Below are 13,701 nucleotides of genomic sequence, written 5' to 3'. Positions count from 1 at the left end.
ATTATCGCTCGTGACCAAAGGTGCGTTTTACCGCCATAAATAAGCGCCATGCGTTACCTGAACATCATCGTTAACGCGGTGCTAAATGCTTTCCCCCGAAAATTTTTTGCACTTTTTCTGCCCGATTTGGTTTTTCATGTGACCTACCTGATGTGTCTTTTTTTTCAATATTTCAGGGGAATGACAATGGCGATAAATAATCATAATGGCGGGTGCATCGCGCATAAACCCACCTTGACGGTGGCGCGGGCAGTGCATCTGGCGCTGTCCGGCGTGTTGATCTTGAGTGCTGGAGCGGTCAGTTCGGCGCTGGCGGCGGAAATGCCGACAGCTGTCGCGGCGCCGACAGTGACGTTTTCTATCCCCGCTGGGCAGCTAGGGACCACGTTGCAGGCCATCGCCAGCCGCGCCAATGTCATTCTCACGTTTTCTCCCGATCAAACACAGAATAAAACCAGCGGGAGCGTACAGGGAACCTACACCGTTCAGGCCGCTTTTGCGGCCGCGCTGGCTGGGACGGGACTGAGTGCGGTACAGACGGCCACGGGCTATCGGCTGGAATCCGCGCTTGCCGCTGAGGGAAGTGACGGCAGCCTGATGATCCCAACGCTCTCGGTGGTTGGCGGCACATCGGACAGCGCCGCTGCTGGACGTTCCGTGCTGCATCAGGCCGATGTTGACCGCGTGCAGGCCGATAATATTGCCAGCCTGCTCGATAAGCTCCCCAGTGTGTCGATGGCGGGTTCTCCCCGTCCGGGTGGGCAAAGCCTGAATATCTGGGGCATGGGCGACATGGAAGACGTCAAAGTCGTGCTGGACGGCGCGCCGAAAGGCTTTGAGAAATACCGCCAGGGCTCGGTATTTATTGAGCCTGAGCTGATTAAGCGGATCGATGTCGATAAAGGGCCGCATGATATTCGCAGCGGCAACGGCGGCTTTGGCGGTACCATTCACGTTGATACCAAAGACGCTAGCGATCTGCTGCTGCCGGGAGAAAATTTCGGCGGGATGGTCAAATACAGTTATCACACCAACGATCGGCAAAATATCTACAGCGGCGCGCTGTATGGCCGCACGGAAGAGGGGATGGCTGACGGCCTGCTCTATATGAGCAAGCGTGATGGCGACAACATCGAACGCCCTGATGGTACGCGCTTTGTCTACTCCACCAGCGATATGGCGTCCTACCTGCTGAAGACCAACATCTACCTGACGGATGCTCAGACGTTGACGCTCTCTGCCATGCGTTCCGAATCTGACGGCTGGCAGCCGTTTGCCGCGAAGCGTGACGATATGACAGCACCTTCACAAAGGGACATTGATCTCTACGGTTGGGAAGAAGCCTGGCTGCGCAAGCTGGTTTATCGCGATCAGGTGGATAAGAACTACTCGCTGAAATGGAATATCGCGCCGGAGGATAAGCCGTGGCTGAATCTGACGGCGTCATTTGCCACCTCAAAAACCGAACAGCATGATAAACGCCCTGATTCGGCGTCACAAGACAGTTTTCTGGGAACGCTTGGGAATGAAAGCTGGGTGAGCTATAAAGATCAACTGGCGGAGGTCAGTAACGAAAGTCAGTTCACCACTGGCCCGCTCGATCATAAGCTGCTGGTGGGGATGCGCTGGCACCAGCATAAGCGCGATACGCTGATCTATTATCCGTCCGGTAAGAATAGCGCTGAGTATAACTATGGCTATTTCCAGCCTCACTATATGCCGGCTGGCGAACAGGAAACCCACAGCCTGTATCTACAAGATGCGGTGACGTTGGGCAGAGTGACAATCACGCCGGGCGTGCGTTATGACCATGTGACTAACACTGGTCGGCCCAACGTTGCCCCGCGTTATAACAGCAGTAGCCCGTCCGCAGGGCATGACTACAACAGCGTGACCTATACCGGCTGGTCGCCACGTATTGGGGCGTTGTGGAAGGCGACGGACAATCTGTCGCTGTTTGCCGATGCCAGCCGTACCTGGCGTGCGCCCGTCATTGATGAACAGTATGAAGTGCAGTCAGCTACCTCGGGTGTGCCGGGAAGTAGCCGTAATCTGGACGTGGAAAGCATCAAAGGCATCCGTCTAGGGGCGATTCTGGATTTCAACCACCTGGTGCTGGAAGAAGACAGTCTGCAAATTCGCACCACGCTGTTCCGTAACCGTGGCAAAAACGAAATTTTCAAACGCACCGGTGTTTATTGCGCGGCATCTTCCCAGACGGGCAGCAATTCCTCCTGCGCTGGGCCGTTGTCGGTTTACCGCAACCTGCCGGGCTATACCATTGAAGGGGTTGAGATTGAATCCTTCTACGACAGCCGCTGGCTGTTTGGCAGCCTGTCCTTCTCTTCCATTCGCGGCGAGCGCGATGCGTCACCGCGTAACCCGTGGGGCAATAAAACCTGGATTGCTGAAATTCCTCCTACGACAGCACACGCCACGCTGGGTACCAAGATCCCACGTTTGGATATGGCGGTAGGCTGGACGGGGGACTTTGTGCGCAAGCAGGATCGTTCACCTGCTGATGGCGATCCACAGGCCGATATCTGGGCGTTACCGAAGAGCAAGGGATACGTGCTGCATGGTTTGTTCGCCAGCTGGCAGCCGCAGACGATAAAAGGATTTGAGGCGCGTGTGACGGTCGATAATCTGCTGAATACCGATTATTACCCGTATCTGGGCGAATCTGTATCCGGCGTAGGACGTAACGTAAAAATCAGCGTGTTACAGCGTTTCTGATCGCGGTGCTCGGGGCGGATAGTCTTGCCGCCCCGTTAGCGAGGGGTGTTGCATGGGCGTAATGTAAATTCAGCAAATTTGAATAATTTTCGCTTAGGAACTTGACAGTCAGAGGGAAAAAACATAAATAAGAACGATTATCATTCTTATTGTTTAAATAGCGTTCTGGGGTAAAGTTCGATGGTGAGGAAAGCGACGGCCAGCGTTAATGACTTTGCCCAACAGCTCTATTTCGATCACCACCGCTGGCTGTGTAACTGGCTGCGCCATAAACTGGACTGCGCCCAGCATGCGGAAGACCTGGCACAAGATACGTTCCTTAGCGTGCTGATGAACCCGGAACTGCTCACGATTCGCCAGCCGCGCCCGTTTCTGGCTACCGTGGCCCGCCGTTTGGTCGCCAATCATTATCGTCGTAAAAAGATTGAAGATGCCTATCTGGATGTCTTGAGCACGCAGCCGGATGCCTGTATGCCCTCTCCGGAAACGCGTCTGCTTACCCTCGAAATTCTTGAACAGCTTGATGCCGCATTGGATGGCCTGCCAGCACCGGTCAGAGAAGCGTTTTTGCTGGCGCACCTCCACGGCATGCGCTATAGCGATATCGCCGAACGCTTACGGGTTTCCAGCAGTTCGGTGAAACAGTATCTGCAACGCGCCAACCTCCAGTGTTTCTTTGCGCTGCCGCTATGAACGATCGCACTTTTTATCGTGACAGACAGGGTCTGCCGATTCAGCCAGACAGCGCGCGTGAAGCGGTGGCGTGGCTGACGCAACTGATGTCCGACAGCGTCACGGAACAGGATCGCCGCGAGTGGCAGCGTTGGCGGGAAGCCTCGCCGGATAACGAACAGGCGTGGCAGCATATTGAATCCGTGTGTGCCAATCTGGGTCAGCTTAACGCACGGGCGGCACACCAGAGCCTGTCAACGCTTAACGGTATGCAGCGCCGCAGCGTACTCAAAGCGCTGGCGATACTCTGCCTGACCGGAGGCGCTGGCGTGGCCGGATCGCGCACCGACCTGTGGCAGTCGTTGACGGCGGATTACCAGACGCAGGTGGGTGAACAGCGCCATGCGGTATTGGACGATGGCACGACGCTGCTGCTGAATACGCAGACGGCGCTGAATGTGGCCTACGGTGACGATCTACGTCAGCTTACGCTGATTCGCGGTGAAGTGATGATCGAAACCGGTCAGGCGGAGAAGGCCGCGTTGTATCCGCGTCCTTTCATTGTGACGACGGCACAGGGAAAAGTGCAGGCGCTGGGTACGCGCTTCAGCCTGCGAGTGCAGGATGAACACACGCAGGTGACGGTGTATGACGGCGCGGTAAGGCTTCATCCGCAGCAGAACGGTCAGGATGTACAGGTGGTGAAAAGCGGACAAACGGCGACGTTCACTACGCAGCGCTGCGGCCAGATTGAGACGGCGAAGGTAGAGCCTGCCTGGGTGAAAGGACAGCTGCTGGCGGATAATCAGCGTCTGGTGGATTTTGTTGATGAACTGAGCCGTTATCGCAGCGGTGTCATTCGTTGCCAGCCGGAGGTGGAAAGCCTGCGGTTTTCCGGCGTCTTCCCGCTGTCGGATACCGATAATATTTTAGCGGCGCTGGTGGAGGCGCTTCCTGTACAGGTGCGTTATTTCTCTCGCTACTGGGTTCAGATTGCTGCGCGATAAAATATCCTGCTAAAACGTAATAACATTACTTTTTATGCTGTTTTCACTTTTTTTTCTGTCCGATCCCCGTAGCTGAACGACCTACTATTATCTGCTGTCCGTTTTATACCTAACGATGTGATGAAGAACGCATGATGATCTCCTCAAAGCCCCATTCATTGAGAGTGCAGCCCCTGTCTCCACGGCGAGGGGCAGTAGGCTAATGGCTGCACAGACGCTGCAATACAATACGATTCAGCCCGCCACGACGGTTCGTTGGGGGAGCGGCTGGCTGATGGCGCTGGCGCTACACGCGGGGCTGATTATCTGGGTTAGCTACCCTGCGCTTGATTCGGCCATTGAAGCGCCGCCGCCCGCCATGATGTTAATGGTGGCGGATAGCGTGCAATCGACTCCCAGCCCTCAGGATGCGTCTGTCGGCCCGCAGCAGACGCTGTCCACGCCGCAGGAAGCGGCGACTCAGCCGGAAAAAATGACGCAGGAGGTGCCGCTGCTTGCGCCCGCGCCGAAGCCGGTGATGGCGGCGGTACAAAAGGAAAAACCGCAGCCGCAGAAAAAAATGGAAAAACCGGTGCAGGAGACGACTCCACAGGAAGAAGTGGCGCCATCGGAAAAACCGCCCGCGCCCGTCACCAGCGCGCCGCTGCCGGGCACCAGCCAGCAAGTCGCGGCGCCCTATAACAGCGATGCCGCGCAGATGCGCAAAGGGGGGGCGGACTGGAGCAGCCAGTTGCTGGCGCACCTGAGCCGCTATAAACGTTATCCGGCACAGGCGGTGCGGCAGCGATTACAGGGCGTTGCCCAGATTCGCGTGACGTTGGATCGGACGGGGAGTGTGCTGGACGTCTCGTTAGCCAGCAGCAGCGGTGTGGTGCCGCTGGATAAGGAATCTGTCGCTTTGCCGCAGCGTGCCCAGCCACTTCCGGCTCCACCAGCAGAGGTGATTGGGGATAACGCGCAGCTCACCATCACTATCCCCATTAGCTTTGATTTACGGGAAATCCGCCGCTAACTGGCATCCACTAACGTGGCGTGTGCGCATCATAGCCTGCATAAAAAAGAGGTATATATTATTGCCCTGCTCGCCGAACGGGCTATTGATCTGCGCCTGATGGGCACTCTGGGAATCGGTAGTGCACGGAATGGTTAATAAGGAAGAACAGCATGACGCACCCGCAAGACGCTTCTCTGGCGATTGGTCTCGATCTGGGCACGACGAACGGCCTGATTAGCGTTTGGCAACATGGCGAGGCACGCCTGATACCGAATGCGCTGAATGAGAACTTCACGCCCTCGGCCGTCAGTATGGATGAAAAACGGCCATGTTTCTCAATTTACTGATTTAAGACGATAAAAATGGCGGGTTTGCGGGGCGGCTTGCAGAGGGGAGCGTTTGACGGGATATTTTCCGTCGCAGACGGTTATACTGTCGGTTAATCGACGTTATTTATAAAAACTTCACCGGAAAGCAAGCATGCTAAGTTACCGCCACAGTTTCCATGCCGGCAATCACGCCGACGTGCTGAAACACACCGTTCAGAGCCTGATCATCACTGCCCTGAAAGAGAAAGAAAAACCTTTCCTGTATCTCGATACTCATGCGGGTGCTGGCCGCTATCAGCTCAGCGGCGAACACGCCGAGCGCACGGGGGAGTATCTGGATGGCATCGCGAAAATCTGGCAGCGTGACGACATTCCGGCTGAACTCGAACCTTACATGCAGGCCGTGCACACCTATAACCACAATGGGCGGCTGCGCTATTACCCCGGCTCCCCGCTGATTGCCCGCCAGCTGCTGCGCGAACAGGACAAGCTCCACCTGACCGAACTTCACCCTAGCGATTTCCCGCTGCTGCGCAATGAATTCCAGAAAGATTCGCGCACCAAAGTGCTGCGTGACGATGGCTACCAGCAGTTGAAATCACAGCTGCCGCCGCTTTCCCGTCGGGGATTTGTGCTGATCGATCCACCTTATGAGCTGAAAACGGACTATCAGGCCGTGGTGAAAGGCATTCAGGAAGGGCATAAACGCTTTGGCACAGGCGTATTTGCGCTGTGGTATCCGGTGGTGCTGCGTCAGCACATCAAACGCATGCTGAAAGAGCTGGAAGCCACGGGCATTCGCAACATTCTGCAAATTGAACTGGCAGTGCTGCCGGACAGCGATCGCTACGGCATGACGGCGTCTGGCATGATTGTGATTAACCCGCCGTGGAAGCTGGCATCTCAGATGAAGAGTGTGCTGCCGTGGTTGCATAGCGTGCTGGTACCGGAAGGCACCGGACATACGCTGGTGGAGCAAATCGTACCGGAGTAATGCACACGGTTGTGGCGGGACGCGGTTGGTTTTTCCTATCACAACCATAGGCATAACCTTTATTCAGCGTATGGCTCTGGCGGTACACTCTAGGCAAATTTTATTCACTTAAGCATGGATACACTGATGACCAAACACTATGACTACCTTGCTATTGGCGGCGGCAGCGGCGGTATCGCGTCTATCAACCGCGCGGCGATGTATGGACAAAAATGTGCGTTGATCGAAGCAAAATATCTGGGCGGCACCTGCGTCAACGTCGGCTGTGTGCCGAAGAAAGTGATGTGGCATGCGGCGCAGATTGCCGAAGCGATCCATCAGTACGGGCCGGATTACGGGTTCGATACCACGGTAAACCAGTTTAACTGGGGCACGCTGGTTAAGAACCGTAGCGCTTACATCGATCGTATCCACCAGTCATACGATAACGTGCTGGGCAAGAATAAGGTCGACGTTATCCACGGTTTTGCCCGCTTTGTCGATGCGCACACGGTGGAAGTGAACGGCGAGAAAATCACGGCTGACCATATCCTGATTGCGACGGGCGGTCGTCCGGTTCACCCTGCTATCCCCGGTGCGGAATACGGCATTGATTCCGACGGCTTCTTTGAGCTGGATGCGCTGCCGAAGCGCACCGCGATTGTTGGTGCTGGTTATATCGCGGTGGAGATTGCTGGGGTGCTGAATGGGTTGGGCTCTGAAACCCACCTGTTTGTGCGTAAACACGCACCGCTGCGCAGCTTTGATCCGTTGATTGTCGACACGCTGGTGGAAGTGATGAACACCGAAGGGCCGACGCTGCATACCGAATCGATCCCGACAGCGATTGTGAAGAATGCCGATGGCAGCCTGACGCTAGAGCTGGAAAATGGTCAGTCACAAACTGTCGATTGCCTGATTTGGGCGATTGGTCGTGAACCCGCGACGGATAACCTGAACCTGAGCGTCACGGGCGTGGAGCTGAACGACAAAGGCTACATCAACGTCGATAAATTCCAGAACACCAACGTTCCTGGCATTTATGCTGTAGGTGATAACACCGGTGCCGTCGAGCTAACGCCGGTCGCTGTCGCCGCAGGGCGTCGTTTGTCCGAACGTCTGTTTAATAACAAGCCGGACGAGCATCTGGATTACAGCAACATCCCGACCGTCGTCTTTAGCCACCCGCCGATTGGCACCGTTGGGCTGACCGAACCGCAGGCGCGTGAGCAGTACGGCGACGATCAGGTGAAAGTGTATAAATCTGCCTTCACCGCGATGTACACCGCCGTTACGCAGCACCGCCAGCCGTGCCGCATGAAGCTGGTCTGCGTGGGCAAAGAAGAAAAAATCGTCGGCATCCACGGCATCGGTTTTGGTATGGACGAAATGCTGCAAGGCTTCGCGGTCGCCGTCAAAATGGGCGCAACCAAGAAAGACTTCGACAACACCGTCGCCATCCACCCGACGGCGTCAGAAGAGTTTGTGACGATGCGGTGATGGCGTAGGGAAGCGGGTTTACGGCTTTTCTGAAAAACGAAAATGTGCTGGCTGAATAGTTAACTATTTGGCCAGCATTTTTTATGCTCAGCCTAACGCAGCTACCTCATTCGCTCACTCGCCAGATGATAAACGCCGCTGCGCTCACGTTTGCCTACCGCCACCACGGCGATAACCAATACGTCGTCAATAACCTCATAAACCAAACGAAAGCCTGACGCTCGGAGCTTTATTTTGTAGCAGTCCTTCATCCCCCGTAACTTTGCCGCAGGAATATGGGGATTTTCGCAGCATTTTTTTAGTTTTTTGGCGAATTGCTGTTGGATAGCTTTATCGAGTTTTAGCCATTCTTTTAGCGCATCTTCCCTGAATTTGACGCTATAGCTCATAGGAAACTATCCAAATCCACCTCAACCAGCGGCTGGTTTTTACGTTCACCGATCAGCTTAATCAGTTCTTGATCGTCCAGCGCATCCAGCATTTTTTCGTAGAGATCCGCAGGAATGCAATAAAACGCAGGCTGGTTGCGGTTCAAGATAGCGACAGGCAGGCCATCACCAGCATTGACCGTCGCCATCGGGTTCTTTTTCAGTTCACTGACGCTAGCACTGGTATCACTCAATATAATATTCGGCATGATAGACCTTTAATGACCGGTTAATAGGTCTTTAAAATAAGCAATAAAAGACCTGTTAACAAGTCTTTTGAGGGTTTTTTATGCCTGCTCCGAATGGCTTCCTGCCAACGATATGAAGAAAATGCCGCTTTTATCACGACATCCATCTGAAGAGTGATAATGATTATCGTTAGTGTTTTGTTTATGGTAAGTTGCGGTGCATGGGTTTTATCCCGATTAATGACTTTTCCCTTACAAAACATACCGGCTTTCTCACTATGTCTTTACTGTTGAAGGTAGTAAAAAGGCCTTCCATGCCGCGTTTGGTATTAACGTTGGTTGCCTGATTTGGGGCGCGATGGTGGCGTTTGGTCTGCTGCATCGGAGCTGGCCTATAACATCCTGAAATGGTGCGGTGCGGCTTATCTCTGTTGGTTGGGTCTGCAAATGATCCTGAAACCCAGAACTGAACTGGTGATGGCCGCGCCACAAGGTGCACCGAAGCAGCAGAACTGGTTTCTCCGTGGCATGCTGGGCAATGTATTAAATCCAAAAATCGGCGTGTTCTACGTTTCATTCCTGCCGCAGTTTATCCCTGCCGGACATTCAGTGGTGCTGTGGACTTATCTGCTTGTTCTTATTCATGTCTTTATCGGCACGCTGTGGTCGTCTACGCTGATTGCCGCCACGCGTCCGTTGTCGCGCTTTTTGCGTCGCGGTTCTGTAGTGAAGTGGATGGACCGAACGACAGGCGTTATCTTTTTGGCATTCGCTGCGCGTCTGGTTTTGTCTCGGCGGTAAGTTAGCGCCACTGCACCGATACCCGCAGTGACGCAGCAAGACGTTTGATTATGAATCACTAAATCCGTTCTGCATCGAGAATGCTCATAAGATTCAGGCGGTGTCGATAGCACCGCAGCGTCGTATCAATCGCCTCCGCAGGCATAAAGGAATCCCGATAGGTTGATTCAACGCATTCAGCTTCTTTGATGAAGTCTGCCAGTAGCTTTTTGGTAAGCTTTTCACTCAGCCCGATACGCTGTCCGAACAGAATGAAATCCATACCAAGGTATTCTCCGTATGCAGTTTCAAATCCTAGCGCGAGTGCTTCATCTCCCTCTTCTTGAATCAGCAGCGGCAATGCCATGAAACAGGAAGAAAAATAGGTGGGATAGGGGGCGACGGAAACAAAATCATAAATGGGAGCCAGCATTAACGAACCTGAGCGCGAATGTATCAAACCAAAATTACGCAGGTGCATGTCGTTGTTACCCAGCATGTAGGCGTAAGCGATACGGCGGAACAGATCTATTTTGAAGACGATATTGTCATTAACGTGTTTGCTAAGGAATAAAGCCAACCGCTCATAACTGACGTATTGTCTGCCATCTGCTCGTATTTTACCGAATTTTTCCCCGATCCCCATCGCGCCGTCTAACTGTTCCTGATGGATAGGGTGGCCCGTTTTTTCGTCGCGGTCGAAGCGCTTAATAACGAAAGCAAACTCAGGTTCGTCATCAGCCTGCTCCGGTTTAAAACAGAGTAACCCGTGTGGTGGAACGGCAAACCCCAGGCGTGCCATTAGCGTCATCGTGGCGTGTTCGTTTTCTGCCAAATGGGGAAATTCAATCGGAGAAGGCTTGAGGATGTACAGCCCTTGATGATCAACGACGGTAAACGCCCGTTCTTCTAATACCATCTGAATTTTGGGCTGATAGCCAGAGATGCTCATGCCTTTCTGTGTTTGTGGCAAGTCGTGCATAAATTGCTGTCGGGTGAAACGTAAGGCCGGGGAAGCGTGCATTGATCCCGTCAGATGCTTCAACCCTTTACGGCTATAGCCTGTGGCACTTTCTTCTTCGTGTGTCAGCGGTGTCAGCAAAATTCGACATCTTGTCATGACTTATCCTCCGCGATCAGTTGCACGGCACCGATCAGGTTCTTACCGTTTTGAATGAGGATGCCAAATAAATCCGTCTCATCCAGATGCTGAAGCTGGCTGTACTGTCGCCGGAGCCAACCTTCGGGGGCTAATGAGGCAAAATAAGGCGGTAATGTCTGGCTGCGAAATGTTCCGGTCTGTATCGGTAGGCTCAAGGATAATGGCGGGCCGATGTAGGACTTTTTATATTCAAACAAATAGCCTTTATCGTCCTGACTTAACTGGCCGATGTGGACACCGTAAAGATAGACCTTTACTTGACGGCGCATAGCTTTATCCCTAACGCGGAACAGACGCTATAAACCGTGGAAAACTTCACCTGAGCGGGATCTTTGAATAAACGTTTTAACGTGGATAGTGATACGCCAGTCTGTAGCTCTAGCGTAGTGAGTTCGATGCCCAACGCTTTACGTCGCGTATTTAGCTGAACGCCAAATACATCCAGAGAATGAATGTGGTCTTCCAGCATAACCTCTTTGCTGGAAGCATCGCTACGCGCGAGTTCGTGCCGGAGTTCGTCGATAGCTTCGCTAATGGCGTCGAGCTTTAGTAATGTTGGTGCAGTAGTGGGTGTGTTCATAAATGGACTCTACTTTTGAATCTAACCCGTTAATGGGTTAAGTATAGTCCGTAAATTTTCTTAATGTCCATATGTAAGACTTCTTGTTAGTTTTTACTTAATTTGGCTCATTTATGACACTGAAAGTAAATCACATCAGGCGACGCAGATGTGGTGTCGCCTGATTTGCTATCGCACAAGGTCGATTTAATGCTCCGGCCAGAACGGTTCACCTAGCGTGAGCATCAGTCGGTTGGCCCATGAGAAGAAGGCAGTTGACTGCACCACATCGACAATCTCCAGCGCATCTAACCCCTGTTCTTGCAACTGCTTCAGGTCGTTAGCGTTGACCTGTGCGGGCGTGGCGGAAAGGCGTGCCGAGAAATCGATAATCGCCTGCCAGCGTGGACTTTGGCCGATGCTCAAATCGCTGCCGGGGACGACGTCCAGCAGTCGCTGTACGTTACTGTCCTGCTTGGATAGCTGGCTGGCTTTACGGGCATGCACCGAGGCGCAGTAGATGCAGCCGTTGACCTTGCTGGTGACGGCGGCAATCAGTTCGCGCTCTTTACGCGGCAGGCCGCCAGCGGTATAGAAAATCCCTTTATCCGTCAGCGTGCGCTGTTCCAGCACCGGAAGGTTGCGGCCTAGCAAACGGAAATAGTCGGAATGGGTGTGGCCGAAGCGCGCCAGAATCGCCTGCTCATCCGCATTAAATGCTGCCAGCGGTTTGGGCGCGATCCACGGTTCCCAATCCAGTTCCGCCTGAGTGAATGCCTGCGGCGCAGACTTACCGCTGTGCGTCTGCGGCTGGGTATGCCACTGGCCTGCAACGGCGGCCTGCGAATGCGGCTGGCTGATGCGATGACCGGCAATCAGGCGATAGCCGCGCAGCAGTCGGCTTTGAAAATTCACAAACGCAATGAGCTGCGACAGCGTCACGATGTCATCTACCGACCAGCCCGCCTGCTCCAGCGCATTGACGTGGGACGCCGAGGCTTGCACGGGCGTTTTCGTCAGGCGTTCGGCATGATCCAGCGCCAACTGTAGCGCGGGTGTCAGCGAGGGCTCAGGGAAGTCTGCCAGCCGCTCGGCATAAAAATGCTGTAGCTGCTCATCCTGCTGCCAGCCGCTGATTTTTGTCGCAAACCAGAAGCGTAGCGATAGCGGTAATGTCGCATTGTCTGCGGCGTCGGCGTTAAACAGCGCGTCGTAGCTGCCTTGGGTGTGGCGAGTTGCCGCATCGCGGGTTTTTCTGGCGGCGGCGAGGGCAGATTCCGGGCTGATTTCAGCCAGCGCATCCAGTACGTCATGGGTGTGTAACGTGTTAGCGTGCGTCATGCAATCTCCTGCCCGATTGGGCTTTTCTGTTTGACGGTGGGCTTCCAGCCCAAAGCGGGGGCGACCTGAGTCGCTATCAGTTCAAGCGAGTGAAGGATCAGCGCATGCGGCGGATCGATGGAATGCACCTGGAATGTCACATCGGTCGCGCGCTCCAGCGAGCTGTCTGCCCGCAGTGACGCAATCACATCTTGCGCGGTGCCAACATGGCTATCGAAGGAGGCGATCAGCGCCTCCACCGAGTCGTGAGGGATCGGGCGGAACGTGCCGGAACGGGCGGCGGAACGATTAAGTCCCTTTTCTGCCAGACTCAGTGCTAATTGACGATCGTCAGCCACGAAAACGCTGCGCGAGCTGAGGATGCGCGGTGCGACACCAGCGGGCAGCGCGGCCAAATAGGCGTCGATCATTGGGTTTTGTAGATCGGCGAGCGTGGCGTCCGGGAAATGTTCCGGGCGCGGCTGGGTACGGGAAAGCATCAGGCCATCGCCTGCTTTACCGGCACGCTCTGCACCCTCGATGGAAAACGTGGCTTGCCAGACGCGATTATCCAAATGCGGCGCGGCAGGGTAGAGCTGATTACCGTCTTCGCTCAAGGCTTCCCCTCGCCACGCGGCGCGCAGTTTTTCCAGATAGCGCCCGAGGATCTGTCCGCGCTGTGCGCTGTCGTGACCAAATGCGGCGAATGAGGACGGTGTACCGCCAGAACCCACGCCGACTTCCAGCCTGCCGTTGCTGAGTAAATCGAGCACGGCGGTGTCTTCCGCTACGCGCAGCGGCTCTTCCATCGGCAGCGTAATCACGCCAGTGCCGAGCTGGATGCGTTGGGTGCGTGCGGCGACCAGTGCCAGAAACACCAGCGGTGAAGGCAATCCGCCTTCATCTGCGTGAAAGTGGTGCTGTGCGACCCAGGCGCTGTCGAAGCCTAACTGTTCGGCTTTGACGATCTGTTCCGTCGCCAGCCGATAGCGCTGCTGGGCGGAGACGTCATCCAGTAATCGCGTGAAAAATCCCAGACGTTTCGTTGCCATT

General features: G+C 54.5%; 13 protein-coding genes and 2 pseudogenes. 8 read left to right on the top strand and 7 right to left on the bottom strand.

What is annotated here, in order from left to right; all coding sequences use genetic code 11:
• Positions 1-186: 186 nt before the first annotated feature.
• From DMB82_RS20050 to gorA, 7 genes and pseudogenes are all read left to right on the top strand, one after another.
• Positions 187-2,736 (top strand): TonB-dependent hemoglobin/transferrin/lactoferrin family receptor, encoded by a 2,550-nt coding sequence (locus DMB82_RS20050; RefSeq protein ID WP_116163873.1) that lies wholly within the window; start codon positions 187-189, stop codon positions 2,734-2,736.
• 180 nt (positions 2,737-2,916) lie between these two features.
• The gene (locus DMB82_RS20045) at positions 2,917-3,429 is read left to right on the top strand and encodes a sigma-70 family RNA polymerase sigma factor (RefSeq protein ID WP_010296516.1); all 513 of its coding nucleotides are present in this window, start codon (positions 2,917-2,919) and stop codon (positions 3,427-3,429) included.
• Entirely contained in the window at positions 3,426-4,415 is a 990-nt protein-coding gene (locus DMB82_RS20040; RefSeq protein ID WP_102118776.1) for a FecR domain-containing protein, read from the top strand. Before DMB82_RS20045 ends, DMB82_RS20040 begins: the two co-directional genes overlap by 4 nt.
• 202 nt (positions 4,416-4,617) lie before the next feature.
• On the top strand, positions 4,618-5,427 hold the full coding sequence (locus tag DMB82_RS20035; protein ID WP_116163875.1) for a TonB family protein: 810 nt from the start codon (positions 4,618-4,620) through the stop codon (positions 5,425-5,427).
• 152 nt (positions 5,428-5,579) lie between these two features.
• A pseudogene (locus DMB82_RS20030) lies at positions 5,580-5,735 on the top strand (Hsp70 family protein); the annotation flags it as partial.
• A 154-nt stretch (positions 5,736-5,889) separates the two neighbouring features.
• The gene (locus DMB82_RS20025) at positions 5,890-6,732 is read left to right on the top strand and encodes a 23S rRNA (adenine(2030)-N(6))-methyltransferase RlmJ (protein ID WP_102118774.1); all 843 of its coding nucleotides are present in this window, start codon (positions 5,890-5,892) and stop codon (positions 6,730-6,732) included.
• A gap of 126 nt (positions 6,733-6,858) precedes the next feature.
• The gene (gene gorA / locus DMB82_RS20020) at positions 6,859-8,211 is read left to right on the top strand and encodes a glutathione-disulfide reductase (protein WP_102118773.1); all 1,353 of its coding nucleotides are present in this window, start codon (positions 6,859-6,861) and stop codon (positions 8,209-8,211) included.
• Between the two features lie 101 nt (positions 8,212-8,312).
• Here gorA and DMB82_RS20015 read toward each other — a convergent pair whose 3' ends face one another.
• Together DMB82_RS20015 and DMB82_RS20010 are read right to left on the bottom strand one after the other, a co-directional pair.
• Complete coding sequence (locus DMB82_RS20015; RefSeq protein WP_039546296.1) at positions 8,313-8,600, bottom strand: type II toxin-antitoxin system RelE family toxin; 288 nt, start codon at positions 8,598-8,600, stop codon at positions 8,313-8,315.
• On the bottom strand, positions 8,597-8,848 hold the full coding sequence (locus tag DMB82_RS20010) for a type II toxin-antitoxin system Phd/YefM family antitoxin (RefSeq protein WP_102118771.1): 252 nt from the start codon (positions 8,846-8,848) through the stop codon (positions 8,597-8,599). Before DMB82_RS20010 ends, DMB82_RS20015 begins: the two co-directional genes overlap by 4 nt.
• A 265-nt stretch (positions 8,849-9,113) precedes the next feature.
• Here DMB82_RS20010 and DMB82_RS20005 point away from each other — a divergent pair.
• Positions 9,114-9,628, top strand: a pseudogene (locus tag DMB82_RS20005) (LysE family translocator); the annotation flags it as partial.
• A gap of 58 nt (positions 9,629-9,686) precedes the next feature.
• On the opposite strand, the gene DMB82_RS20000 reads toward DMB82_RS20005, so the two are convergent.
• The 5 genes from DMB82_RS20000 to DMB82_RS19980 all read right to left on the bottom strand — a co-directional run bounded on the left by DMB82_RS20000 (position 9,687) and on the right by DMB82_RS19980 (position 13,700).
• Positions 9,687-10,727, bottom strand: a complete 1,041-nt coding sequence (locus DMB82_RS20000; RefSeq protein WP_116163877.1) for a type II toxin-antitoxin system HipA family toxin — start codon at positions 10,725-10,727, stop codon at positions 9,687-9,689.
• Complete coding sequence (locus DMB82_RS19995; RefSeq protein ID WP_102118768.1) at positions 10,724-11,038, bottom strand: HipA N-terminal domain-containing protein; 315 nt, start codon at positions 11,036-11,038, stop codon at positions 10,724-10,726. Before DMB82_RS19995 ends, DMB82_RS20000 begins: the two co-directional genes overlap by 4 nt.
• Positions 11,023-11,349, bottom strand: coding sequence for a helix-turn-helix domain-containing protein (locus tag DMB82_RS19990; RefSeq protein ID WP_039546304.1), 327 nt, complete (start codon positions 11,347-11,349; stop codon positions 11,023-11,025). Before DMB82_RS19990 ends, DMB82_RS19995 begins: the two co-directional genes overlap by 16 nt.
• Before the next feature lie 186 nt (positions 11,350-11,535).
• Positions 11,536-12,669 carry an alkylhydroperoxidase domain protein gene (locus DMB82_RS19985; RefSeq protein ID WP_116163879.1) on the bottom strand — a complete coding sequence of 378 codons (1,134 nt, stop codon included), beginning with the start codon at positions 12,667-12,669 and terminating at the stop codon, positions 11,536-11,538.
• Entirely contained in the window at positions 12,666-13,700 is a 1,035-nt protein-coding gene (locus DMB82_RS19980; protein ID WP_116163881.1) for a putative FMN-dependent luciferase-like monooxygenase, read from the bottom strand. Before DMB82_RS19980 ends, DMB82_RS19985 begins: the two co-directional genes overlap by 4 nt.
• Position 13,701 lies beyond the last annotated feature (1 nt).

The organism is Pectobacterium aquaticum, from assembly GCF_003382565.3.
Taxonomy (GTDB): domain Bacteria; phylum Pseudomonadota; class Gammaproteobacteria; order Enterobacterales; family Enterobacteriaceae; genus Pectobacterium; species Pectobacterium aquaticum.
This window is presented reverse-complemented; position numbering and strand designations above follow the sequence as displayed.

Excerpts from the sequence above, each read along its gene's own strand:
- DMB82_RS20025 (WP_102118774.1), top strand. The coding sequence starts at position 5,890 with ATGCTAAGTTACCGCCACAGTTTCCATGCCGGCAATCACGCCGACGTG.
- DMB82_RS20000 (WP_116163877.1), bottom strand. The coding sequence starts at position 10,727 with ATGACAAGATGTCGAATTTTGCTGACACCGCTGACACACGAAGAAGAA.
- DMB82_RS19985 (WP_116163879.1), bottom strand. The coding sequence starts at position 12,669 with ATGACGCACGCTAACACGTTACACACCCATGACGTACTGGATGCGCTG.
- DMB82_RS20035 (WP_116163875.1), top strand. The coding sequence starts at position 4,618 with ATGGCTGCACAGACGCTGCAATACAATACGATTCAGCCCGCCACGACG.
- DMB82_RS19980 (WP_116163881.1), bottom strand. The coding sequence starts at position 13,700 with ATGGCAACGAAACGTCTGGGATTTTTCACGCGATTACTGGATGACGTC.
- DMB82_RS20045 (WP_010296516.1), top strand. The coding sequence starts at position 2,917 with ATGGTGAGGAAAGCGACGGCCAGCGTTAATGACTTTGCCCAACAGCTC.
- DMB82_RS19990 (WP_039546304.1), bottom strand. The coding sequence starts at position 11,349 with ATGAACACACCCACTACTGCACCAACATTACTAAAGCTCGACGCCATT.
- DMB82_RS20010 (WP_102118771.1), bottom strand. The coding sequence starts at position 8,848 with ATGCCGAATATTATATTGAGTGATACCAGTGCTAGCGTCAGTGAACTG.
- DMB82_RS20040 (WP_102118776.1), top strand. The coding sequence starts at position 3,426 with ATGAACGATCGCACTTTTTATCGTGACAGACAGGGTCTGCCGATTCAG.
- DMB82_RS20050 (WP_116163873.1), top strand. The coding sequence starts at position 187 with ATGGCGATAAATAATCATAATGGCGGGTGCATCGCGCATAAACCCACC.
- gorA (WP_102118773.1), top strand. The coding sequence starts at position 6,859 with ATGACCAAACACTATGACTACCTTGCTATTGGCGGCGGCAGCGGCGGT.
- DMB82_RS20015 (WP_039546296.1), bottom strand. The coding sequence starts at position 8,600 with ATGAGCTATAGCGTCAAATTCAGGGAAGATGCGCTAAAAGAATGGCTA.
- DMB82_RS19995 (WP_102118768.1), bottom strand. The coding sequence starts at position 11,038 with ATGCGCCGTCAAGTAAAGGTCTATCTTTACGGTGTCCACATCGGCCAG.